General features: G+C 60.7%; 19 protein-coding genes. 11 read left to right on the forward strand and 8 right to left on the reverse strand.

Annotated features, from left to right (window positions below):
- Positions 1-110: 110 nt before the first annotated feature.
- The 7 genes from V6M90_RS28130 to V6M90_RS28160 form a co-directional block, all read right to left on the reverse strand.
- A complete protein-coding gene (locus V6M90_RS28130; protein WP_078733474.1) occupies positions 111-1511 on the reverse strand; it encodes a sigma-54 interaction domain-containing protein in 1401 nt (466 codons plus the stop codon).
- Positions 1508-3082 carry an ABC transporter ATP-binding protein gene (locus tag V6M90_RS28135; protein ID WP_332847506.1) on the reverse strand — a complete coding sequence of 525 codons (1575 nt, stop codon included), beginning with the start codon at positions 3080-3082 and terminating at the stop codon, positions 1508-1510. Before V6M90_RS28135 ends, V6M90_RS28130 begins: the two co-directional genes overlap by 4 nt.
- 10 nt (positions 3083-3092) lie before the next feature.
- Positions 3093-4115: an ABC transporter permease gene (locus V6M90_RS28140; RefSeq protein WP_078824968.1), complete on the reverse strand. Its 1023-nt coding sequence runs from the start codon at positions 4113-4115 to the stop codon at positions 3093-3095.
- The gene (locus tag V6M90_RS28145) at positions 4115-5176 is read right to left on the reverse strand and encodes a microcin C ABC transporter permease YejB (protein WP_332847507.1); all 1062 of its coding nucleotides are present in this window, start codon (positions 5174-5176) and stop codon (positions 4115-4117) included. The genes V6M90_RS28140 and V6M90_RS28145 overlap by 1 nt, the downstream gene beginning before the upstream one ends.
- Positions 5176-7038 (reverse strand): extracellular solute-binding protein, encoded by a 1863-nt coding sequence (locus tag V6M90_RS28150; RefSeq protein ID WP_332847508.1) that lies wholly within the window; start codon positions 7036-7038, stop codon positions 5176-5178. The genes V6M90_RS28145 and V6M90_RS28150 overlap by 1 nt, the downstream gene beginning before the upstream one ends.
- A gap of 131 nt (positions 7039-7169) precedes the next feature.
- Positions 7170-7451, reverse strand: coding sequence for a peptidylprolyl isomerase (locus tag V6M90_RS28155; RefSeq protein WP_003174386.1), 282 nt, complete (start codon positions 7449-7451; stop codon positions 7170-7172).
- Positions 7452-7551: 100 nt separating this feature from the next.
- Positions 7552-8046, reverse strand: coding sequence for a DUF1543 domain-containing protein (locus tag V6M90_RS28160; RefSeq protein ID WP_332847509.1), 495 nt, complete (start codon positions 8044-8046; stop codon positions 7552-7554).
- A gap of 107 nt (positions 8047-8153) precedes the next feature.
- Between V6M90_RS28160 and V6M90_RS28165 the strand changes: the two genes are divergently transcribed.
- Complete coding sequence (locus tag V6M90_RS28165) at positions 8154-8975, forward strand: aldo/keto reductase (RefSeq protein WP_003174384.1); 822 nt, start codon at positions 8154-8156, stop codon at positions 8973-8975.
- A gap of 54 nt (positions 8976-9029) precedes the next feature.
- Here the strand turns inward: V6M90_RS28165 and V6M90_RS28170 are convergent, their stop codons facing one another.
- Positions 9030-9545: an Hcp family type VI secretion system effector gene (locus V6M90_RS28170; RefSeq protein WP_003174383.1), complete on the reverse strand. Its 516-nt coding sequence runs from the start codon at positions 9543-9545 to the stop codon at positions 9030-9032.
- 481 nt (positions 9546-10026) lie between these two features.
- Between V6M90_RS28170 and tssA the strand changes: the two genes are divergently transcribed.
- The 10 genes from tssA to tagH are packed head-to-tail and all read left to right on the forward strand — an operon-like array spanning position 10027 to position 22127.
- Entirely contained in the window at positions 10027-11571 is a 1545-nt protein-coding gene (gene tssA / locus V6M90_RS28175) for a type VI secretion system protein TssA (RefSeq protein WP_332847510.1), read from the forward strand.
- 32 nt (positions 11572-11603) lie between these two features.
- Positions 11604-12101 (forward strand): type VI secretion system contractile sheath small subunit, encoded by a 498-nt coding sequence (gene tssB, locus V6M90_RS28180; RefSeq protein ID WP_305427278.1) that lies wholly within the window; start codon positions 11604-11606, stop codon positions 12099-12101.
- 26 nt (positions 12102-12127) lie between these two features.
- Positions 12128-13603: a type VI secretion system contractile sheath large subunit gene (tssC, locus tag V6M90_RS28185; RefSeq protein ID WP_003174380.1), complete on the forward strand. Its 1476-nt coding sequence runs from the start codon at positions 12128-12130 to the stop codon at positions 13601-13603.
- A gap of 14 nt (positions 13604-13617) precedes the next feature.
- Positions 13618-14019, forward strand: coding sequence for a type VI secretion system baseplate subunit TssE (tssE, locus tag V6M90_RS28190; protein ID WP_332847511.1), 402 nt, complete (start codon positions 13618-13620; stop codon positions 14017-14019).
- The gene (tssF, locus tag V6M90_RS28195; protein ID WP_332847512.1) at positions 14009-15796 is read left to right on the forward strand and encodes a type VI secretion system baseplate subunit TssF; all 1788 of its coding nucleotides are present in this window, start codon (positions 14009-14011) and stop codon (positions 15794-15796) included. Before tssE ends, tssF begins: the two co-directional genes overlap by 11 nt.
- Positions 15760-16767 carry a type VI secretion system baseplate subunit TssG gene (gene tssG, locus V6M90_RS28200; RefSeq protein WP_003174377.1) on the forward strand — a complete coding sequence of 336 codons (1008 nt, stop codon included), beginning with the start codon at positions 15760-15762 and terminating at the stop codon, positions 16765-16767. The genes tssF and tssG overlap by 37 nt, the downstream gene beginning before the upstream one ends.
- Before the next feature lie 12 nt (positions 16768-16779).
- Positions 16780-19212 (forward strand): AAA family ATPase, encoded by a 2433-nt coding sequence (locus V6M90_RS28205; protein WP_332847513.1) that lies wholly within the window; start codon positions 16780-16782, stop codon positions 19210-19212.
- Entirely contained in the window at positions 19209-20741 is a 1533-nt protein-coding gene (locus V6M90_RS28210) for a sigma-54 interaction domain-containing protein (RefSeq protein WP_332847514.1), read from the forward strand. Before V6M90_RS28205 ends, V6M90_RS28210 begins: the two co-directional genes overlap by 4 nt.
- Before the next feature lie 59 nt (positions 20742-20800).
- Positions 20801-20932: a hypothetical protein gene (locus V6M90_RS28215; RefSeq protein ID WP_003174371.1), complete on the forward strand. Its 132-nt coding sequence runs from the start codon at positions 20801-20803 to the stop codon at positions 20930-20932.
- Between the two features lie 16 nt (positions 20933-20948).
- Positions 20949-22127 (forward strand): type VI secretion system-associated FHA domain protein TagH, encoded by a 1179-nt coding sequence (gene tagH, locus V6M90_RS28220; RefSeq protein ID WP_332847515.1) that lies wholly within the window; start codon positions 20949-20951, stop codon positions 22125-22127.
- The last annotated feature ends 1 nt before the right edge of the window (position 22128 follow it).

A 22128-nucleotide genomic window follows, 5' to 3' on the forward strand; every position in this document is an offset into this window, starting at 1 on the left:
TTGCTCCCAATAGCGGTGGAATCAGTCAACTAATACAGCGACTGTCATACTGCTATCGGGAGCAAACCGCCTCCCACAGGGTTTGTCTTTTTATGGAGAATTTAGTCTCTTTATTGAGATTCACTGATACCCAATGCAACCATTTTTTTGTAAAGGGTCGATCTTCCAAGCCCCAATCGCCTGGCAGCCTCCACCACATTCCCCTCACAGTCCCTGAGCGTCGCGCCAATGATCTGCCGATCAAACCGCTCCCGCGCCGCACCGAAGGTTTCACCCGCGATCGCCATCACTTCACTGCGCTCAACCGGGGTAAATGTGCCAATCGCGGCGCGAATCTGCGCGGCATCCAGCACCAAGTCATCGGTCAATAACGCCGCACGCTCCAGCACATTGCGCAATTCACGAATATTCCCCGGCCATGCATGCTGCGCCAACAGCGCCAGGGCCTCGCGGTCCAGTTCATGCCGGCTGCGCAGTTCTTCCAGGATCGCCTCGCTCAACGCCGGAATATCCTCCAGCCGCTCCCGCAGCGGCGGCACCTGAATCGGCAGCACGTTGAGCCGGTAATACAGATCCGCGCGAAACTCGCCACGCTTGATCGCTGCTTCCAGGTCCATGGACGTGGCCGCGATCACCCGCACATCGCTGTGCAGCATCTCGTTGGAACCCACCGGTTCGAATTCCTTTTCCTGCAACACCCGCAGCAGTTTGCTTTGCAGGGCGAGGGGCATATCGCCGATTTCATCGAGGAACAGCGTGCCGCCCTGAGCGATCTGGAACTTGCCGGGGCGGCCCTTGCGGTCGGCGCCGGTAAACGCACCGGGCGCCGTGCCGAAGAACTCGGCTTCCAGCAGGTCTGCCGGAATGGCGGCGCTGTTGATACTGACAAACGCCTTGTGCGCTCGCGTGGAAGCACCGTGGATGGCCTGGGCTAGCAGCTCTTTGCCGGTGCCGGTTTCCCCCAGCAGCAAGACCGGCGATTCGGCACTCGCACTGCGTCGCGCCCGGCGTTTGACTTCCAGGCTGGCGGCGCTGGTGCCGATAAAGTGCGCGAAGTTGTACTTGCTCTGGCGTGAACGCAGCAGCGAGCGGGTCGAAGCCAGTTCCTGCTGCATGCTCAGGTAGCGTTCGATCAATGGCGACAGGTTGCGCAGTTCGTCGAACAGCGCAAAACCAATCGCCCCGATCACCCCGCCTGCATCGTCGTGGATCGGCAGGCGCATCACCACCAACGGGCCTTTGGGCGTGTCCTGGATATCCAGCAAAATCGGCCGGTCGTTGCGCACCACCTGGCGTAACAGGCTATTGGAGATCACCTGTTCGCACGGTTGGCCGATGGCCTCTTCGGCGCTTTTGAGGCCGAAGCGCTTGGCGTAGCGCTCGTTCATCCACACGATATTCGCGTCACGGTCGACGATCACCGTGCCTTCGCTGGACTGCTCGATGATCTCGAACAGCGACTGGATGGCCAGGCCCCGAACGTGTTGGTAGTCCGTCAGGCGCGTGTTCATGTCGACAGTCCACCCGCGGCAGCCAGCAACTCCTTGGTGTACGGATGCTGTGGGGCCTCAAACACTTGGTGGCTCGCGCCGCGCTCTACCACCTTGCCATCCTTGATCACGATCATGTCGTGCGCCATGGCACGCACCACTGCCAGGTCATGGCTGATGAACAAGTAGGTCAGGCCGTATTTTTCCTGCAGTTCACGCAACAGCGCGACCACCTGTTTCTGTACTGTGCGGTCCAGCGCTGAGGTCGGCTCATCCAGCAGCATCAGCGCCGGTTTGAGTACCAGCGCGCGAGCGATGGCGATGCGCTGGCGCTGGCCTCCGGAAAATTCATGGGGGTAGCGATGGCGACTGGCAGGGTCCAGACCTACATCCTTGAGCACCTGGATCACCTGGGCGTCGCGGTCGGCCAGGCTGCACGGCGCATGCACTTCCAGGCCTTCGCTGATGATCTGCTGCACCGACATGCGCGGGCTGAGGCTGCCATAAGGGTCTTGGAACACCACCTGCATCTGCTTGCGCCACGGACGCATCTGTTGGTGGTTGAGCGGGTCGAGGGCTTCACCCTGGAAGCGGATGCTGCCGGTGGAGTCGAGTAAACGCAGGATCGCCTGGCCGAGGGTGGACTTGCCTGAACCGGACTCGCCGACAATCCCCAGGGTCTTGCCGCGCTGCACGCTGAGGCTGATGCCGTCCACGGCGTGCAAATAAGTCTTGCGCCTAAACAGTCCGCCGCCGAGTGGGAATTGGACGCTCAGGTCGTTCACTTCCAGTACCGTCTCGCGCGGGTCACTGCACAACACATCGCCGGAAGGTTCGGCGTCCAGCAACAGGCGGCTGTAGGGGTGTTGCGGCGCGGTGAACAAGGTTTCGCACTCGGCCTGCTCGACGATTTCGCCGGCGCGCATCACGCACACGCGCTGGGCAATGCTGCGCACCAGGTTGAGGTCATGGCTGATCAGCAGCAGCGACATGCCCAGGCGTTGTTGCAGCGACTTGAGCAGCAGCAGGATCTTGCGCTGCACGGTCACATCCAGCGCGGTGGTGGGCTCGTCGGCGATCAGCAGTTCCGGTTCGCAGGCCAGGGCCATGGCGATCATCACCCGCTGGCGTTGGCCGCCGGACAGTTGGTGCGGATAGGCCTTGAGGCGTTCCTGGGATTTCTGGATACCCACCAGTTCAAGCAGTTCGAGGATACGCGCCTGCGCCGCCTTGCCGCCCAGGCCTTTGTGCAGCAGCAGGGTTTCGCCGATCTGTTTTTCGATGCTGTGCAGCGGGTTGAGGGAGGTCATCGGCTCCTGGAAGATCATCGCAATACGGTTGCCGCGCAGCTTTTGCAGCGTGGCGGTGGATGCGCCGATCAACGCCTGGCCGCGATACGTGATGGAACCGGTGGTTTCGGTGCCGGCCTCGGGCAGCAGTTGCAGGATCGAATGGGCGGTCACCGATTTGCCCGAACCCGATTCGCCCACCAGCGCCAGGCATTCGCCGGGGCGCACGTCCAGGCACAGGTTGCGCACCACGGTCTGGCCGCTGAAAGCGACATTGAGGTCACGTATTTCGATCAGGTTCATAGGGATTCGCTCATGAACGTGGGTCGAAGGCGTCACGCAACGCCTCGCCGATAAAGACCAGCAGCGACAGGATCAGCGCCAGGGTGAAAAACGCCGTCAAACCCAGCCACGGCGCTTGCAGGTTCTGCTTGCCCTGGGCGATCAACTCGCCCAGCGAGGCGCTGCCGGCGGGCATGCCGAAGCCGAGGAAATCCAGGGCGCTGAGGGTGGAAATCGCCCCGGTCAGGATAAACGGCAGATAGCTCAACGTGGCGGTCATCGCATTGGGCAGGATATGCCGGCGGATGATCTTGCCATCGCCCAGGCCCAGCGCGCGGGCGGCCTTGACGTATTCCAGGTTGCGCCCGCGCAGGAACTCGGCGCGCACCACGTCCACCAGCGCCAGCCAGGAAAACAGCGCCATGATCCCCAGCAACCACCAGAAATTCGGCTCGACGAACCCTGAGAGGATGATCAGCAGGTACAGCACCGGCAGGCCGGACCACACCTCCAGGACACGCTGGCCGATCAAGTCGACCCAGCCGCCGTAGTAACCCTGCAAGGCGCCGGCGGCAATGCCGATGGCGGCGCTGATCGCAGTGAGCGCCAGGGCAAACAGGATCGACACCCGCGCGCCGAAGATCACCCGCGCCAGCACATCGCGCGACTGGTCATCGGTGCCCAGCCAGTTCACCGCCGAGGGTGGGCTGGGGGCAGGGCGGGTCAGTTCGTAGTTGGGCGTGTCGTCACTGAACGGGATCGGTGGGAACAGCATCCAGCCGCCGTCCTGCTTGATCAGCTTTTGCACGTAGTCGCTGCGGTAGTCCGCCTGGAATGGCAATTGCCCGCCAAACTGCTGCTCGGTGTAGCGCTTGAACACCGGGAAATACAGCTCGTTTTTGTAGCTGAGCACCAACGGTTTGTCGTTGGCGATCAACTCGCCGCCGAGGGTCAGGATAAACAGGCCGATAAACAGCCACAGCGACCACCAGCCCCGGCGGTTTTTCTTGAACCGCTCGAAACGCCGACGGGCCAAGGGAGACAGGTTGAGCATCAGGCGTTCCTCGCGGCGAAGTCGATACGCGGGTCCACCAGGGTGTAGCAGAGGTCACCGATCAGTTTTATCAAGAGGCCGAACAGGGTGAAGATAAACAGCGAACCAAACACCACCGGGTAGTCCCGGGACACGGCGGCTTCGTAGCTCATGCGGCCCAGGCCGTCGAGGGAGAAGATCACTTCAATGAGCAAGGAGCCGGCAAAGAACACGCTGATAAACGCCTGTGGAATCCCGGAGATCACCAGCAACATGGCGTTGCGCAATACATGTCCGTACAGCACCCGCCGCTCGCTCAAGCCTTTGGCGCGCGCGGTGACCACGTACTGGCGCGTGATTTCATTGAGGAAAGAGTTTTTGGTGAGGATGGTCAAAGTGGCAAAGCCGCCGATCACCAATGAGGTCACCGGCAGCACCAGGTGCCAGAAGTAGTCGGCAATCTTGCCCAGGGTACTCAGTTCCTCGAAATTTTCCGAGACCAGGCCGCGCACCGGGAACCAGTTCAGCGAAGTGCCGCCGGCGAACACCACGATCAGGAACATCGCAAACAGGAAGGCGGGCATTGCATAGCCGACCACGATGGCGGTGCTGCTCCACACATCAAAGCTGCTGCCGTGGCGCACTGCCTTGCGAATGCCCAGGGGAATCGACACCAAATAGGTGATCAGAGTGGCCCACAGGCCCAGGGAAATAGTGACGGGCATCTTTTCCAGGATCAGGTCGATCACGGTCTTGCCACGAAAAAAACTGTTGCCGAAGTCCAGTTGGGCGTAGCTCTTGAGCATCAGCCACAGGCGTTCCGGCGCGGGTTTGTCGAAACCGTATTGTTTTTCGATGTCCTTGATCAGCTTCGGGTCCAGGCCACGGCTGGCGCGAGAACCGCTGCCGATGCCTTCGCCGGAGGAGCCGCCGACGCCACCGCCGCCAATCCCTTGCAGATGGGCGATGGCCTGCTCCACCGGGCCGCCGGGAGCGGCCTGCACGATCACGAAGTTCACCAGCAGGATGATCACCAGGGTCGGGATGATCAGCAGCAAGCGCCGCACGATATAGGCAAACATCAGCGGGCCCCTCCGCGTTTTTTCAGTTCGGCGTTCATCTGCTCATTGGTCAGCGGCGTGGGGCTGATTTCCCACCAGGTTTCCAGGGCTTCATCGTTTTTGGCCTCGATGGCCGGGCGACCGAAACGGTTCCACCACGCGGCGGAGGTGCCGGGCGGGTAGTAATTGGGGATCCACAGGTAATTCCATTGCAGCACGCGGTCCAGGGCATGGGCGTAGGTGAGCATCTGCGCCTGGGTGTCGGCTTTGACCAGGCCTTTGATCAAGCTGTCGACGGCCGGGTCCTTGAGCACCATGTAGTTGTTGGCGCCCGGATCGAAGGCTGCGCTTGAACCGAAATAGTTGTACAGCTCCATACCTGGCGAGGTGGTGACCGGAAAACCGGTGACGATCATGTCGTAGTCCCGCGTCATCAAACGGTTGACGTACTGGGAAGAATCGATACGGCGGATGTTCAGGGTGATGCCGATCTGCGCCAGGTTGCGCTTGTATGGCAGCAACAGTCGCTCAAGGCCGGCCTGGGCGTTGAGAAAAGTGAACTCCAGTGGTTCGCCCTCGGCATTGACCAACTTGTCACCGTCCGGTTCCCAGCCGGCGTCTTCCAGCAGCGCCAGGGCTTGCAATTGTTTGTCGCGGATCATGCCGCTGCCATCGGTGACCGGCGCCTTGAACACCTGGGTGAAGACTTCCTCGGGCACTTGCCCGCGCAGCGGTTCGAGAATCGCCAGTTCCTCCTTCGTTGGCAGTTGGCTGGCCGCCAACGGGCTGTTGGAGAAGAAGCTCTGCTGGCGGATGTACATATTGCGCATCATCTGCCGGTTGGCCCATTCGAAGTCCCACAACATTGCCAGAGCCTGGCGTACGCGGCGGTCCTTGAACATCGGCTTCTGCACGTTGAACACATAGCCCTGGGCCGGTTGTGGCATTTGCTTGGCCAAGTGCGCACGTTGCAGGCGGCCGTCGTCGAGGGCCGGTCCGTTGTAGCCGATGGAGTAGCCGGTGGCGGAAAATTCACGGTTGAAATCGTAGGCGCCACCACGCAGTACCTGGCGCGCCACTTCGGTGTCGCCGAAATACTCCAGGCTCAGGTGATCGAAGTTGTACAGGCCACGGCTCACCGGCAGGTCCTTGCCCCACCAGTCCGGGTCGCGGGTAAAGGTGATGGTGCTGCCGGAGTCAATCTTGCTGATCTTGTACGGGCCGCTGCCCAGCGGCGCCTCGTAGCCGCCGCCGTTGGCGAAGTCGCGGGTTTTCCACCAGTGCTCGGGGAACACCGGCAGCGTGGCGATATCCAGGGGCAGGGTGCGGTTTTCGTTGCTGGAGAAATCGAAGCGCACCTGGCGCTCGCCTTCCACCTCGACGTGTTTTACGTCGACAAACAATGTGCGAAAGCGCAGGCTGCCTTGAGTCATCAACAAATCGAAACTGTAGCGTACGTCTTCGGCGGTAATCGGCTTGCCATCGGCGAAACGTGCCTTGGGGTTCAGGTAGAAACGCAGCGACAGGCCGTCATCGGCGCGTTCCATCTTCTCGGCGACCAGGCCATAGACCGTATAGGGCTCATCCAGCGAGCGCTGGGCCAGGGGCGCATACAGCCAGCCGTCGACCTGGGTCACGCCGATGCCTTTGTCGATATAGGGCAATACATGGTCGAAGCGGCCGATCTCGATCGCCGAACGCTTCAGGCTGCCGCCCTTGGGGGCGTTGGGGTTGGCGTAGTCGAAATGGCTGAAGCCGGCGGGGTACTTGGCGGGTTCGCCGTAGACCGTCAGGTAGGGTTGCGGGGCTGCGATCACAGCGGTGCTGGCCAATAGAATGGCCAATGCAGAACTGAGCAGTGGTGTGAAAAAAGCCAATCGCATTGTCAGCCTTGAATGCCGGGTGAAGAAGGATAGGGATTTGTACGCTAACGGCCGCAGCGTCGCCAGTCATCACATGCACAACGGCCCACCAAAAGGCGGGCCGTTGTTTCTCGCATCAGTGCACGTCGGGATCAGTCCTGACGGCTGGTGACTTCCAACAGGTGGTAGCCGAACTGAGTCTTGACCGGACCTTGCACGGTATTGACCGGGGCGCTGAATACGACGGTGTCGAACTCCTTGACCATCTGGCCTGGACCGAACGAACCCAGGTCGCCGCCCTGACGGCTCGATGGGCAGCTGGAATTGGCTTTGGCAACTTCTGCGAAATCAGCGCCGCCTTCGATTTGGGCCTTCAGTTCGTTGCACTTGTCTTCAGTGGAAACGAGGATGTGACGGGCGGTGGCTTTGGCCATGATGAGTAACTCCTTGAATGAAAAGGGTGAGCGTACCGGATTCAGGCGGTTATTTCCTGGCAAAGTTCCCACGGATTGCCTGAGTGGCGCACCTCGCGACTCAACCCAGGACGATATAGTCGTTGCGCTGCAGGATCGGGCGGTGCGGGCCTGGCACCAGGTGCAGGTAACGACCGTCTACCAGGTCGATGGGCAGGCAGTCGTCGATGTCCATCACCGCGTCCGTATGCGCCTGGGACCAATGCCGCAGCATCTGTTGCTTGCCCTTGCTTCTGGCTTCCTGTTTGTTGCGGGCGACCACCAGTGAATAGCGGTGCGCTTCGCCAAAACTGTTGGCTTCATAACCGCCAAGGTTGATGAAGTATAGGTGATGCGCATCCGCCTCTGGCGCCAGGTGGCTGAGTTCGACTCTCCAGCCATCCACGCCGTCGACCGCCATCCACGAATCGATGTGCACGCCCTTGGGGCTGCCGAACCACGCATCGCGCAGTTGCGCATAGGTGGCTTCCAGCGTGTCCGCGGCGGTGAACACCACATCATGGACTTCGATCCTGGCCCTTGGGTGCTTGCCCCCAAGCATCACGACAAACAGCATTGCAGGTCCTTCCTGGCGACTTCGCGGACGCCAACCATACTTCGGTTGAACCCTTTTGTCCGGTCAATGCCACACTGTTTAATCCGTGAACTCATCAGGAGGTTGTCATGCGTACCATCGATCTGGCGGGCGTTCCCGTCCCTGTCATCGGCCAGGGCACCTGGCGCATGGGCGAAGACCCGGGCCGGCGCCGGGAGGAAGTCACTGCGTTGCAACTGGGAATCGACGAAGGCATGACCCTGATCGATACCGCCGAAATGTACGGCGAGGGTGGCGCTGAAGAGGTCGTCGGTGAAGCCATTCGTGGCAAGCGTGACCAGGTGTTCCTGGTGAGCAAGGTGTATCCGCACAATGCCGGCCACAAGGGCGTTCCGCGTGCCTGCGACGCCAGCTTGCGGCGCCTGGGTACCGACCATATCGATTTGTACCTGCTGCATTGGCGGGGCCAATACCCCCTTGAAGAAACCGTCGAAGCCTTCGAACGCCTGCGCGAGGCCGGCAAGATCGGCCGTTGGGGCGTCTCCAATTTTGACGTGGCCGACCTGCAGGAACTCGCATCCCCGGCCTGCGCCACTAACCAGGTGCTCTACAACATCGAGGAGCGTGGCATCGAATTCGACCTGTTGCCCTGGTGGCAACAGCACCATTTGCCGTTGATGGCGTACTGTCCGATCGCCCAGGGTGGTCAACTGCTGTCCAGCCCGACGCTCAAGCAGATTGCCCAGCGCCACGGGGTTACACCTGCCCAGGTTTCCCTGGCCTGGGTGCTGCGCCAGGACGGTGTGATCGCCATTCCCAAGGCCGTAACGCCTGCGCACGTGCGTCTTAACGCCGCCGCCGCCAACCTGAAACTCGACGAACACGACCTGGACGCCATCGACCGGGTGTTCGGCGCGCCCCAACGCAAGCATCCCCTGGCAATGGTGTAGCGGTTCGATACAAACGGCTGCCATCCCTGGCAGCCGTTCGTGGGTGCGCGCGGCTTAACCGGCTATGGGGCTGCGCCAGTCATCCGAGCCGGAGGTGCCGGACACTTCATGGGTCCACACAATCTTGCGGTAGGTGAAGTACACATCCTCCAGGTGGGTGAAGTGGGCGTTGTCCGGGTCCTGGCAGTTGGGCATGCGTGACTGGATATCCACCAGGGTCGCGCCCTCCAGCTCAATAGTGAAGTAGTGCTCCTGGGTGCCGGCCGAAGAGGTACGGAACCATTCCAACCTGCACTTGACCTCTTCGCCGCTGGTCAATGCGCTGAACAGCAACGGTGAGGATTTATCGAAGACCTTGCTGATCATCAACGGCTTGTGAACCCTCTGGCCCGTTGGCTGGCCCGACTGCGGGTCACGGGGAATGATGACCTGATGGGAAAAAGCCTGGACCAGAATCTGGTCCTCGTGGCCTTCCTGATAAATGTTGCCTACCGAGTCCTGGGTAAACGTGCCTGCCGTAATCAAACCTTGTTTGACACCGGTGATGGAGAGATATGCGGGTGTTGGCATGACGGGTTTCCTTGCCTGATTGAAGAGGTAGTACCAACCGACCACTGTGCCGGCTGGTCTGAATGCCTATAACAAAAAGCATGCCGGAAAGTTCGAGCGCCAATGAATACGGTGGGTGGCGTTGGAGTGCGCTGTTAGTTTGATAAGTTTGGATGTTTTTTTAGCGGGATTGCCGGGTTGTATTTGCGCATAAGTGTGCATTTGGTTGCTCACGGTTATTGCCCGTTAAATCGATGGTTCCCGCCCGGTGTTCTGGCTTGGTGTAGGATTTTTACTGTGCAAAATGCTGCGCAGGCAGCGTATTTTCTGGAGTGTAGGAAAGTTCTTAAGTGTTGCTGTGTTGCTTGCCGAATGGTGTGGGGGTGGCTAAGGTTTGCGAACTTCGTGATGCACTTACTGAAGTTTATATGACGCCATGTTGCGCGGTTTAATGTGCAATGAAGGTGTCGCTCATGCCTTGATTAGTTGCGTGTGTTGCCAAATGGATTATTCGGAAAAACTCAGCGCTTATTACCTTGAACTTGCAAGGCAGCCGTGTTTGCAAAACTGTTTTGCGGGCAGTGATATGCGTTTTTCGAGTGAGTACGAAGCGCTGGAGTCCGAAATGGGCAAGATGCAATCCATTCATGGCGGCCAGCCGGATTGGCAGAAGATTCTGGAGGTCAGCGAATCTGTGCTGCGTGAGCATTCCAAGGATGTGCGCGTGGCCGTCTGGCTGACCTGGGCGCTGCATCAGCGCGAATCCTTCCCCGGTTTGCTGGCGGGCCTCGGCGTACTGTGCCACCTGTGCGAGCATCACTGGTCGGCGGTTCACCCGCAAAAGTTGCGTACGCGTGGCGCAGCATTTGGCTGGTTGGTCTTGCGCCTGGAAGCGTTGCCGGAACAAAGCCTGTCGACTCCGGACCAGCGGCCTCTGTTACGAGCCCTGCGTGAGCATCTGGCGCGGCTTGATGAGCTTTGGACCGAGTATCTGGGGGACGGCGCGCCGCGGTTGCTGCCGATTCGCCGGCAATTGGACCAGCGATCCGAGCGTATCGACTTGGCGAACGCCGCAGCCACGGGGGTGACGGGTGTCATCGCCCAGGTCAAACAGGCTGCGACGCAGTTGCACAAACCCGGACCGGCGATCGATACCGAAAAAGAGGCCCACCGATTACTGCGTACCCTGCAGGAACAAGCACGTCCCTTGTGCACCTGGTGGTTGCGCCAGAATGCCACCGACCTGCGGGCCTTGCGCTTGAACCGGACACTGGCATGGCTGGTTCTGGTCAATTATCCGGATGCCGACAGTGAGCGGGTCACCGCATTGCGCGGCCCCGCACCCGACAAGCTCAAGCGTTATGAAGAGCGTTTTGCCCAGGGTTATTTTGCCGACTTGATGCTGGAGATCGAGGCCAGTGTCTCAACGGCGATGTTCTGGCTGGACGGCGTTCGTATGGTCTGGCAATGCCTGGAGGCGTTGCAGGCTCACCCGGCCATGACGGAGTTGGAAGTGAGCTTCGCCCTGCTGTTGCAGCGTCTGCCGAATCTACCTGAGTTTCGCTTTCACGACGGTGCGCCGTTTGCCGACGCCACGACGCGCGACTGGATCGCACAGCACGTTTCCCATCATCTGCGGAAAACCGAGATACCCGGCGTGGCGACCTCTACCGAACCCTGGGAACTCGCCTTGCAGGACCTGATGCCCAGGTTGCGCAAAGACGGACTCAAGGTCGCCATCCATGAACTCAACCAAGGCCTGCATGCGGCCCGCAGCGACCGCGCCCGCTTCCATTGGCGGCTGGCCCAGGCTCGTGTGTGTGTCCAGGCCGGCAAGCACGAGCTGGCAAAAATCCAGCTCGAACATCTGGACCATGAGTTGCAGCGCACGGGCCTGGAACGCTGGGAGCCCGAGCTGGCGCTTCAAGTAACGCGGCTCCTGCACCGCTGCTGCGACCTGTTACCCCAGGATCACGCCGTGCGCGAGCGCAAGGAAGACACCCACCGCAGGCTGTGCCTCTTCGATCTTGAAGCGGTACTTGAATAGGCTTTCGAGCCACTCGAACAAGGAGAAATACCATGGCCAAAGAAGGTTCGGTAGCACCCAAGGAACGCATCAACCTCACATTCAAACCCGCTATCGGCGATGCCCAGGAAGACGTTGAACTGCCGTTGAAGCTGCTGGTGCTGGGGGATTTTATCCAGCGCGAGGACCCACGCAAGCTTGAAGACCGTAAGCCCATTGGCATCGATAAGAACACCCTCGATGAAGTGCTGGCCAAGCAGGCGTTGAGCCTCACTCTGAATGTGCCCAATCGTCTGCAGGAATGCCCCGACGTCGAGGAGCTGGGCATTCAGGTTCACATCAATTCGATGAAGGATTTCAACCCGGCACAGCTGGTCGAGCAGATTCCCGAGCTGCAAAAACTGATGGCTTTGCGTGAGGCGCTGATGGCGCTCAAGGGGCCCCTGGGCAATACACCGAGCTTTCGCAAGGCCATCGAACAGGCCCTGGCCGACGACGAATCCCGCGCCCGGGTATTGGCCGAGCTCGGGCTGAGCAGCCAAACCGCCTGACATTTTCAGTAAAAGGACACTGACCCATGACTCTGCAACATACTCCGATACCTGCCCAGGCCGCAGACGAGTACAGCATCCTCGACAACATCATCGCCCAGACGTTACTGAGTGCGGACGACGAGGCTTATGGAATTGCCAAGCGCGGCGTCTCGGCATTTATCGAAGAACTGATCAAGCCGCATAACAGTGGGGAACCGGTCAAGAAACGCCTGGTTGACCGAATGATTGCCGAGATTGACGAAAAGCTCAGCCGGCAAATCGACGAGATTTTGCATCACCCGGACTTCCAGGCCCTTGAGTCCGCCTGGAAGGGGTTGCAGTTGTTGATCGACCGCACCAACTTTCGGGAAAACATCAAGATCGAACTGCTCAACGTCTCTCGGCAAGACTTGCTCGATGACTTCGAAGATTCGCCCGAGGTGACTCAGTCCGGGCTCTACAAGCATGTCTACAGTGCCGAGTACGGCCAGTTCGGTGGCCAGCCGGTGGGCGCGATCATCGCCAACTATTTCCTTTCCCCCAGTGCTCCGGATGTGAAGCTGATGCAATACGCTTCCAGCGTGGCCTGCATGGCTCACGCACCGTTTATCGCCGCAGCCGGGCCGGCGTTCTTTGGATTGGAAAGCTTCACCGGGCTGCCTGACCTCAAGGATCTGCGAGATCATTTCGAGGGGCCGCAGTTTGCCAAATGGCAGAGCTTTCGCCAGAGCGAAGACGCGCGCTACATCGGGCTGACCGTACCGCGCTTTTTGCTGCGCACGCCCTATGATCCCCTTGAATGTCCGGTCAAGACCTTTGCCTACCGGGAAAACGTGGTCAACAGCCACGAGCATTATCTGTGGGGTAATACCGCCTACGCCTTTGCCACGCGCTTGACCGACAGCTTCGCGCGGTTTCGCTGGTGCCCGAATATCATTGGCCCCCAAAGCGGCGGTGCCGTGGAAGACTTGCCTCTGCATCACTTCCACAGCATGGGCGAAATCGAAACCAAGATTCCCACCGAGGTTCTGGTTTCCGACCGGCGTGAATACGAGCTCGCGCAAGAAGGCTTCATTGCCTTGACCATGCGCAAGGGCAGTGACAATGCCGCGTTTTTCTCCGCCAGCTCCGTGCAGAAACCCAAGCATTTCGGTATCAGTGCCGAGGGCAGGGAGGCGGAGCTCAATTATCGCCTTGGCACCCAGTTGCCCTACATGATGGTGGTCAACCGCCTCGCACATTACCTCAAGGTGCTGCAACGCGAACAACTGGGTTCTTGGAAGGAACGTACCGACCTGGAGCTGGAACTCAACAAGTGGATCCGTCAGTACGTCGCAGACCAGGAAAACCCCAGTGCCGAAGTGCGCGGTCGGCGGCCGTTGCGCGCGGCGCGCATCCTCGTCAGCGAAGTTGAGGGCGAGCCTGGCTGGTATCGCGTCAATCTGAGTGTGCGGCCGCACTTCAAGTACATGGGGGCGGATTTCACCCTGTCCCTGGTCGGCAAGCTCGATAAAGAATGAACGGGGCCCCGCGGATGACCCGTTACCAAAGCCTGTTCGAGCGACTCGAAGGCCCGGCAAAAACCTCGGCATGTGGCGCGACGTCCGTTGCGGCTCATCTGGGGAAAATGCTCAGTATCCGTGCAGGCAGCGTGCAGACGCTGCACGACTACGGCTTGCCCGATTTCAATGACATGAACCGCAGCCTGCACGAATCATTGAGCCAGTCGCGGCTGCTGATCGAGCGCTTTATCCGCGCGTACGAGCCGCGCTTGAAGCACGTTCGGGTGAGGGCATTGCCCCGTGACCACGATGCACTGGCCCTCGCGTTTGCCATCGAAGCCACCTTGTGCCTCGACGGTGTCACGCAGCCTGTGCTGTTCACTGCGCGCCTGCGTGACGCGGGGCAGGTCGAGGTCTTGCCGGATGTCTCTTAGCCCTTACTACCAACGCGAGCTCAGCGCGTTGCGACAGCTCGGACGACGCTTTTCCGAGCGTAATCCAGCGCTCGCGCCGTTTCTTGCGCAAGCCGGCCAGGATCCGGATGTGGAGCGCTTGCTCGAAGGCTTTGCGTTTCTCACCGGTCGCCTGCGCCAGAAGCTGGACGATGAGTTGCCCGAACTGACTCACGCCTTGATGCATTTGCTGTGGCCCAACTATATGCGGCCGATGCCGGCGTTCAGCATCCTGCAGTTTGATTCGTTGAAGCATGCAGGCCCCGGCGTGATGGTCGCACGGGACACACCCGTCGAAAGCGCGGCGGTCAATGGCGAGCGCTGCCGCTTTCGAACCTGTTACGCCACACAGGTCTTGCCGCTGCAACTGAGCGCATTGGAATACGCCGTCCAGGGCGAACGCGCGCTGTTGAGTCTGCGGCTGGAACTGAGTGCCGAGGGCAATTTCAGTGAGTGCGCGTTCGATCAATTGCGCCTGCACCTTACGGGCGATCGCTATATCAGCCAGGGTTTGTACCTGAGCCTGTTGCGCCAACTGGAAGGCATCGTGCTGCTGCCGTTCGACCGCGAGGGTCGTGCGGTCAATGATGCACACGGCCAGGCTCTGGTGTTGCGGCTTGGTGCCGACCAGGTGCAGCCAGTGGGGTTTGCCGAGGATCAGGCACTGATTCCCTATCCGCGCAATACCTTTGGTGGTTATCGCCATCTGCAAGAATACTTCGCCTTTGCGGACAAGTACCTGTTTGTCGATGTGCTGGGCCTGGACGTTCTGCAGCGGCTGCCTCATGAGGTGCTCAGGCAGGTCTGCGGCATGACCTTGTGCTTCGAGCTGCGCACCCCGTGCCAGGACGCCCAGCGCCCGACCTTGGATAACGTGAAGTTGCACTGCACGCCCATCGTCAACCTGTTCAAACACGATGCGGTGCCGATTCGCCTGGATGGCAAGCAGGATGAGTACCTGCTGATTCCGGATGAGTACTCACGGGGAAACGCTTGTGTATTTTCCGTCGACGAGGTTACAGGGTGGCGTCCTGGCGGCCTGGGGCACCAGATATACGTGCCGTTTGAATCCTTTGAGCATGACCGTGGTGACGGTGCATCGGCAGGCTCCCCCAGCTATAGCATTCGCCAGCGCACCTCGGCCCATCACGAAGGCCTCGACACCTGGCTGGCCTTTGGTGGTGGTCAGGGCCATGGCCAGGAAACACTGTCGATCGAGCTGACGTGCACGAACCACAACCTGCCTCGGCAACTCCAGGCGGGCGATATCAACCAGGCGTGCGAACACACGCCCCAGGGCTTGTCGTTTCGCAATATCTGCGCACCGACCGCCAGTTTTGCGCCACCCCTGGATCAGGATTTTCTCTGGCGGCTCATCAGTAACATGTCGCTCAACTACCTGTCGCTGAGCGATATCAATGCGCTGAAGCTGATTCTCGAAACCTACGACCTGCCGCGTTATCACGACCGGCAAGCGCAGAAGGTCAGCCAAAGAAAGCTCGGTGCACTGCAATCGATCAGTCATACCGCCGTCGACCGCCTGCACCGTGGCATGCCCTTTCGAGGCGTGCGGATCGACCTGGCCATCGACGCCCAGGGCTTCCTGGGCCAGGGTGAAGTGTTTGTGTTCGCGTCGGTACTCAACGAGTTCTTTGCGCTGTACGCCAGCCTGAATGCCTACCACGAACTGCAAGTCATCAGCACACAAGGAGACGTGTACCTATGGCCACCTCGGATGGGCCTGCAACCCCTGCTTTGACCGAACTGTCGCGCATCATCCGCGAGTACTCGCTGTTCCAGGCGATTTTGCAGGTGATCGAACGCCTGCGCGATGCCCATCCGTTGCTGGATGACAATGCGCTGTATGACCGGTTGGAGTTTCAAGCCAATCCGGGGCTTGGGTTTCCCGGCCACGACATTGATCGGCTGGAGTTTTTTGTCGAGCACGGCCAATTGCGTGCTCGCCTTCGCCTGAACGTACTGGGCCTGTGCGGTGCGGCCTCGCCATTGCCGGCCTTTTACGGCGAGCAGGCGTTTGCCGATGGTGCCCAGGGGAACGCGACCCGGGATTTCCTGGACCTGTTTCACCATCGTCTGCAGCGATTGATGTTGCCAATCTGGCGCAAATACCGCTACCGGGCATGTTTTCAGGCCGGGGCGCGGGACGCGTTTTCCGAGCAGATGTTTGCACTGATTGGTTTGCGCGGGAGGCAGATCCGTGGTGCTGCGCAATTGGACTGCAGACGGCTGTTGCCCTATTTGGGATTGCTTGGCCTGCGGGCGCATTCGGCAGCCTTGATCGAGACCGTGCTGCGGTACTACTTCAAACACAACCGCTTGTTTATCGAGCAATGGGTCGAGCGTTCGGTGGTCATCGCCTGCTCACAGCGAAACCGGTTGGGGAAGGCCAATAGCGTGCTGGGCCAGGACCAGGTGCTGGGAAGCCGGGTTGCCGACTGCGGTGGCAAATTCAGGGTGCACCTGGAGGGCCTGGACTGGCAGCGCTTTCATGGTTTCTTGCCCACCGGCCCCGACTACCCACTGCTGTGTTCGTTGGTGCGACTGACGGCGCGGGACCCGCTGGAATATGACCTGCGGCTGGTCTTGGCCAAAGAGCACATGCGGCCGCTGCACCTGGGTGAACACAACATCTGCCGACTGGGCTGGACCAGTTGGCTGGCACACGAATGCGCCGACGGCGTGGTCATCGTGGCCGGCAATGCGCATTAGGAACCATTGATCATGATGAATGTAGACCTGCAACAACTGATACAAACGTTGACTCCCCAGGCACGTCGAGACCTTGAACGCTCGGCTGAACGTTGCGTGACACGCGGTGGCAGGGAAGTTCTGGTTGAAGACCTTCTACTGATCCTGCTGGAGCATCGTGATGGCCTGTTAGCGCGGGCGCTGGCTGACGCCGGGCTTGAGGTCGGCGAGCTGGAAGCGATACTGCAACCCAAGGGCGAGGCGAGTGCTTCGCGCAATCCGGTGTTCGCCCAGCCCCTCGTGCAATGGCTGCAACAGGCATTGATGGTTGCCCACCTGGAGTTGCGCCAAACCGATGTTGATCACGGTGCGCTGTTACTGGCGTTGCTGCGTCACCCGCAGCAGCATGCAGGCAGTGGCTATCAACAGTGGTTAAGTCGCCTCGATGCACAGCGCGTGCTCGGTTTTGTGCTGAGCCAGGCGGCGCAAACCGTCTCGGCAGCGAGCAGTGAATCATTGTTGGCGCGGTTTACCCACGACCTCACACATCAGGCGCAAGAGGGGCGTATCGATCCCGTGTTATGTCGCGATAGCGAGATTGACCAGTTGATCGACATTCTGGTTCGCCGACGCAAAAACAACCCGATCCTTGTTGGCGAAGCCGGAGTGGGCAAAACCGCCGTGGTCGAGGGCCTGGTCCTGCGCATTACCCGGTCGCAGGTGCCGGAGCCTCTTAGAAATGTGCGAATACTCACCCTCGATATGGGATTACTGCAAGCCGGCGCCAGTATCAAGGGTGAATTCGAACGGCGCCTAAAGGGTGTTATCGATGAGGTCAATGCCTCGCCCCAGCGTGTCATCCTGTTTATCGACGAAGCCCACACCCTGGTGGGGGCGGGGGGCCAGGCGGGTGGCTCCGATGCCGCCAACCTGCTCAAGCCGGCCCTGGCCCGCGGCGAGCTACGGACCATCGCCGCCACAACCTGGTCGGAGTACAAAAAGTACTTTGAAAAAGACCCGGCATTGGCTCGGCGTTTCCAGCCTGTGCGGGTGGACGAACCCAGCGTTGAACAGGCGGTTTCGATTCTGCGCGGGCTGGTCTCGGTGTACGAATCCAGCCATGGCGTGTACGTGCGCGACGATGCCGTCGTTGCAGCCGCGCATATGAGCGCCCGTTACCTGGCCGGGCGCCAGTTGCCCGACAAGGCAGTGGACGTTCTGGATACCGCCTGCGCTCGCGTGCGTATCCGTCGCGAAGCGTTGCCCGAAGCCTTGCAGCGCCTGGACGTTGAGCAGACCGAGGGCGTTCGGCGCTCCCAGGCACTGGCCCGTGATCGCGATGCCGGGTTTGCGGTGGATGAGCAAGCTCTGCACGCGTTGAATCTGCGTCTGGAGGCTGTCGAGTGTGAACGCCAACGGCTGATCACGCTGCACGGCGCGCAACCGGTGATCAATCTTGAGGTGTGTCCGCGCGGGGTGGCCCAGGTCATCAGCGCCTGGACCGGTATCCCCGTTGAGCAGCTGTCCCTTGAACACAATGAAAGGGTACTGGGGTTTGCCGACGCGTTGCGCGCGCGCGTTCTCGGCCAGGAGCAAGCCGTGCGGGCGCTTGATCGCAGTCTGCGCGCCGTGGCTGCCGGGGTTCACAAGGCCGATGCCCCCCTCGGCGTATTCCTGCTGGTGGGGCCCAGTGGGGTGGGCAAGACCGAGACAGCCATGGCACTGGGTGACCTGATGTACGGCGGCGAGCGCTTCGTTACCACGCTCAATATGTCTGAGTTTCAGGAAAAGCACTCCCTGTCGCGATTGATCGGTGCCCCGCCGGGTTATGTCGGGTATGGCGAAGGCGGTGTGCTGACCGAGGCCGTGCGCCAGCGTCCCTATTCGGTGGTGCTGCTCGACGAAGTCGAAAAAGCCGACCCCGAGGTACTCAACCTGTTCTATCAGATCTTCGACAAGGGGCGGGCCAATGACGGTGAAGGGCGGGAAATCGACTTTCGCAACACGCTGATTTTGATGACCTCCAACTTGGGCAGCGATCGCATCGTCGAGGTATGCGCCGGTGGTTCGCACCCGGATGCACAGGCAGTGCAGGAAGCGATTCGTCCGCTGCTGCGCGATTATTTCAAGCCTGCGTTGCTGGCGCGTATGTGTGTGGTGCCCTATTACCCGGTGGTGGGCGAAGTCTTGCACGACCTGACGAGGCTCAAGCTGGACCGTCTGGGGCAGCGGCTGCAGTCACGCAACCTGGCCTTCAGTTATAGCGCCGAACTGGTCACGCACATGGCCGAGCGCTGTACCCACAGCGACAGCGGGGCGCGCTATATCGACCACTGGATCGAAGCCTGTCTGTTGCCGCAGATCGTCGATCGACTGCTGGGCGCCATGGCCGTCGGTGAAAGCCTGTCACGTGCATATGCTGGCCTCGATGGCAATGGGCAACCGGCTTGCGAGATCAGCCAATGACGCAGAGCCCGTTGACACTCTTGCCTCATTCCCTGGCTTACGCCGAAGCGCTGCTGGGATGGTTCGCTCGCCTGGGCATCGATGGCGACGAGACGAGCTTGCCCGACCTGTGTGTGGCGGCGGTCGCACAACTGAGCCAGTGCGAACTCAGCCAGCTGTATTGGCGCGACGGAGCAACAGGTCGGCTCGACTTGATTGCCCAGCATTGGCCCGGCGCATTGCCACTGGGCGAGGTGGCGCGTGGCCCTGACTTTCAACATGAACAGGTGCTGCAGTATGTCGTGGATCAGCGTTGCTCCCTGGCGCTCAACGATCCGGCCAACAGCCTGTTCCAGTGCGGGTTCCTGCCGGCAACGGCAACGCCCTGGCGTTCAATATCGTGCATGCCCCTGTTCGATCGGCGCAAAACCGTTGCGGGTGTGCTGCTGTGCGCCAGCCAGCGCACGGCGGCGTTGCAGGACTATTCGCCGTCCTTGAGCCAACTGGGCAGCTTCACCCTGAGTCAACTGGAACGACTGCGGCGTGTGCGTCCTGTCTGCAACGATGCTGCGGCCAAGACCTCTGCGTCGATAGCCTGTGCCGCCCATGGGCTGATCGGTAACAGCCCACGCATGGATGAAACCTGCCGGTTGATCGGCAAGGTTCTGAATACCGCCTACACCGTGTTGCTGCGCGGGGAGACCGGAACCGGTAAAGAGGTGGTGGCGCGGGCTATTCACAGCGCAGGGCCACGCAGTGGCAAGGCGTTTGTGGTGCAGAACTGTGCCGCCTTCCCCGAAGGTTTGCTGGAAAGTGAATTGTTCGGCTATCGCAAAGGTGCCTTCACCGGTGCGGAGCGTCACCACACGGGGCTGTTTGACGCCGCTGACGGCGGCACGCTGTTGCTGGATGAAATCGGCGATATGCCGCTGTCACTGCAGGCCAAGCTGCTGCGGGTTTTGCAGGAGGGCGAAATTCGTCCATTGGGCGCCAGCACGGCGCACAAGGTCGATGTGCGCATTGTCGCGGCGACCCACCGCGACCTCGCCGCGATGGTGGCCGACGGCAGTTTTCGCGAGGACCTTTACTACCGCCTGGCACAGTTTCCCATCGAGCTACCGGCCTTGCGTGAACGGGACGGCGACGTATTGCTGCTGGCCCGGGACTTTGCGCACAAGGCCTGTGCAGCGCTGGGCCGCACGCCGGTGGAGTGGTCGAGTTCGGCCCTGGACCAGCTGTCGAACCATGCGTTTCCCGGCAATGTCCGTGAACTCAAATGCCTGGTGGAACGCGCGGTACTGCTCTGTGACGACGCGGTGATCCTGCCGGCGCACTTGTCCCTGTCGTTAGTACCGACCGGGGCGCCCGCCGACGCCACGTTGCGCCAGCGCCTGGAGCGGGTGGAGCGGGTTTTCCTGATCGATTGCCTGCACAAGAACCGTGGCAACCGCACCCGCACCGCCCGTGAGCTGGGCGTTGCGCGGCGCACGCTGTTGTACCGCCTTGCACGTTTGAACATCCCCTGTGGCGACGTCCGAGGGGAATGCTGAATGACGCACCGGTGGATTCGATGCCGCTTCGCCGACCTGACTTTCCTGGGAGATACCTGATGCCTCTGCGTCCATGGCAAGCCGTTGCGCTTGTGTTGTGTTTGTTGGGCGGTTGTAACGCCAATTACGTTTTTGATGACGCCGACTACCGTCCGCTGGGTGATCCCCAGGCGTCCCGTCGCGGCCAATGAACAAGGGGACTCTGTCATGCAATTAGTATTCGAGGTCTGCGATACCGCGAGCGGCGAGCCGCCGGCCAGCAAGGTATTTGATGGGGTTGGCGGCGTGATTGGCCGCGGAGCGGGCTGTGACTGGACACTGCTGGATGCCAGCCGTTCGCTCTCCAGCCATCATGGCTTGGTCAGCTACCGGGAGGGTCAGTATTACCTCACAGACATCAGCAGCAACGGTATTGGCGTTTCGGGCGGTACGGAGCGTTTGCTCAAGGGCCGGGCACGCTTGATCGCTGAAGGTGAAATCTATCAACTGGGGCCGGTGGATATTCGCGCACGGCTGGTGGCGCGTGGGGCTGCGCCTGATCGGCCAACGCTGGCGCGGGCCGATACGATTCCTGATGATGCTTTCCTGGGTTTGGATCCCGTGCATGCGCTCGACCATGAACGGCCGTACGCCGATTCGTCCGAGGACCTCGATGCGTTGCAAACCCTGGCGCAAATGCCGATCTGCGAACTCGCGCAGGGGGCTGTAGAGCGGGATCACCTGATCGTGCCGAGATGGGCCGAGCCAGAGGGCACTGACGCGCCCCCTCAACCGCCCACAGTGCCGATCCCGCAAGCCTTCTGGTCGCAATTCGGCGACGCCCTGGGCGTGCGTGTGGATGCGCTCGATACCCCTGGGCGCGAGGCCCTGGCGCTCAAGGTGGCGGGCCTGTTCAAGCAAACAATCGACGGCGTGCGGCAGAGCCTGCGAACGCGCGATGAGCTGAACATGGAATTGAACCTGAGCGGTGCCACCCCCACGCTCAGCCGCCGTAACCCCTTGAGAGAGTGCGCTGACACTCAGGCCGCCCTGACGGTGTTGCTGGGCACCGCGGAGCCCGATCAACTGCCGGCCGAGTTGGCGATCAGCCAGGCCAACCGGGAGATTCAGGTCCATCAACTGGCGTTGGTCGTGGCTTGTCGCGCCAGTTTGCGCGCGGCAGTGGCAGCGTTCGCACCGGGCCATCTGTTGCTGTGTTTCGAACGCGAGGACAGCCCGCCGAGATTTTCCACGGACGGTGCCTATTGGCGGGCTTACCAACGCCATTACCGGCGGATGGTCGACGGGCCTGGCCTGGACGATCACCTGTTGCGCAACGATTTTTCCAAGGCCTACGCAGAGCAGGTACGCCTGGTCTCCACCTTGCATTCGGCCTATCCGGGATGAC

Source organism: Pseudomonas lactucae (genome assembly GCF_036688725.1).
In the GTDB taxonomy this organism is placed as follows: domain Bacteria; phylum Pseudomonadota; class Gammaproteobacteria; order Pseudomonadales; family Pseudomonadaceae; genus Aquipseudomonas; species Aquipseudomonas lactucae.

Excerpts from the sequence above, each read along its gene's own strand:
- tssG (WP_003174377.1), top strand. The coding sequence starts at position 15,760 with ATGGCCACCTCGGATGGGCCTGCAACCCCTGCTTTGACCGAACTGTCG.
- V6M90_RS28170 (WP_003174383.1), bottom strand. The coding sequence starts at position 9,545 with ATGCCAACACCCGCATATCTCTCCATCACCGGTGTCAAACAAGGTTTG.
- tssA (WP_332847510.1), top strand. The coding sequence starts at position 10,027 with ATGGATTATTCGGAAAAACTCAGCGCTTATTACCTTGAACTTGCAAGG.
- tagH (WP_332847515.1), top strand. The coding sequence starts at position 20,949 with ATGCAATTAGTATTCGAGGTCTGCGATACCGCGAGCGGCGAGCCGCCG.
- tssF (WP_332847512.1), top strand. The coding sequence starts at position 14,009 with ATGTCTCTTAGCCCTTACTACCAACGCGAGCTCAGCGCGTTGCGACAG.
- tssB (WP_305427278.1), top strand. The coding sequence starts at position 11,604 with ATGGCCAAAGAAGGTTCGGTAGCACCCAAGGAACGCATCAACCTCACA.
- V6M90_RS28150 (WP_332847508.1), bottom strand. The coding sequence starts at position 7,038 with ATGCGATTGGCTTTTTTCACACCACTGCTCAGTTCTGCATTGGCCATT.
- V6M90_RS28205 (WP_332847513.1), top strand. The coding sequence starts at position 16,780 with ATGATGAATGTAGACCTGCAACAACTGATACAAACGTTGACTCCCCAG.
- V6M90_RS28160 (WP_332847509.1), bottom strand. The coding sequence starts at position 8,046 with ATGCTGTTTGTCGTGATGCTTGGGGGCAAGCACCCAAGGGCCAGGATC.
- V6M90_RS28140 (WP_078824968.1), bottom strand. The coding sequence starts at position 4,115 with ATGCTCAACCTGTCTCCCTTGGCCCGTCGGCGTTTCGAGCGGTTCAAG.
- V6M90_RS28155 (WP_003174386.1), bottom strand. The coding sequence starts at position 7,451 with ATGGCCAAAGCCACCGCCCGTCACATCCTCGTTTCCACTGAAGACAAG.
- V6M90_RS28145 (WP_332847507.1), bottom strand. The coding sequence starts at position 5,176 with ATGTTTGCCTATATCGTGCGGCGCTTGCTGCTGATCATCCCGACCCTG.
- V6M90_RS28165 (WP_003174384.1), top strand. The coding sequence starts at position 8,154 with ATGCGTACCATCGATCTGGCGGGCGTTCCCGTCCCTGTCATCGGCCAG.
- V6M90_RS28135 (WP_332847506.1), bottom strand. The coding sequence starts at position 3,082 with ATGAACCTGATCGAAATACGTGACCTCAATGTCGCTTTCAGCGGCCAG.
- tssC (WP_003174380.1), top strand. The coding sequence starts at position 12,128 with ATGACTCTGCAACATACTCCGATACCTGCCCAGGCCGCAGACGAGTAC.
- V6M90_RS28210 (WP_332847514.1), top strand. The coding sequence starts at position 19,209 with ATGACGCAGAGCCCGTTGACACTCTTGCCTCATTCCCTGGCTTACGCC.
- V6M90_RS28130 (WP_078733474.1), bottom strand. The coding sequence starts at position 1,511 with ATGAACACGCGCCTGACGGACTACCAACACGTTCGGGGCCTGGCCATC.
- V6M90_RS28215 (WP_003174371.1), top strand. The coding sequence starts at position 20,801 with ATGCCTCTGCGTCCATGGCAAGCCGTTGCGCTTGTGTTGTGTTTGTTG.
- tssE (WP_332847511.1), top strand. The coding sequence starts at position 13,618 with ATGACCCGTTACCAAAGCCTGTTCGAGCGACTCGAAGGCCCGGCAAAA.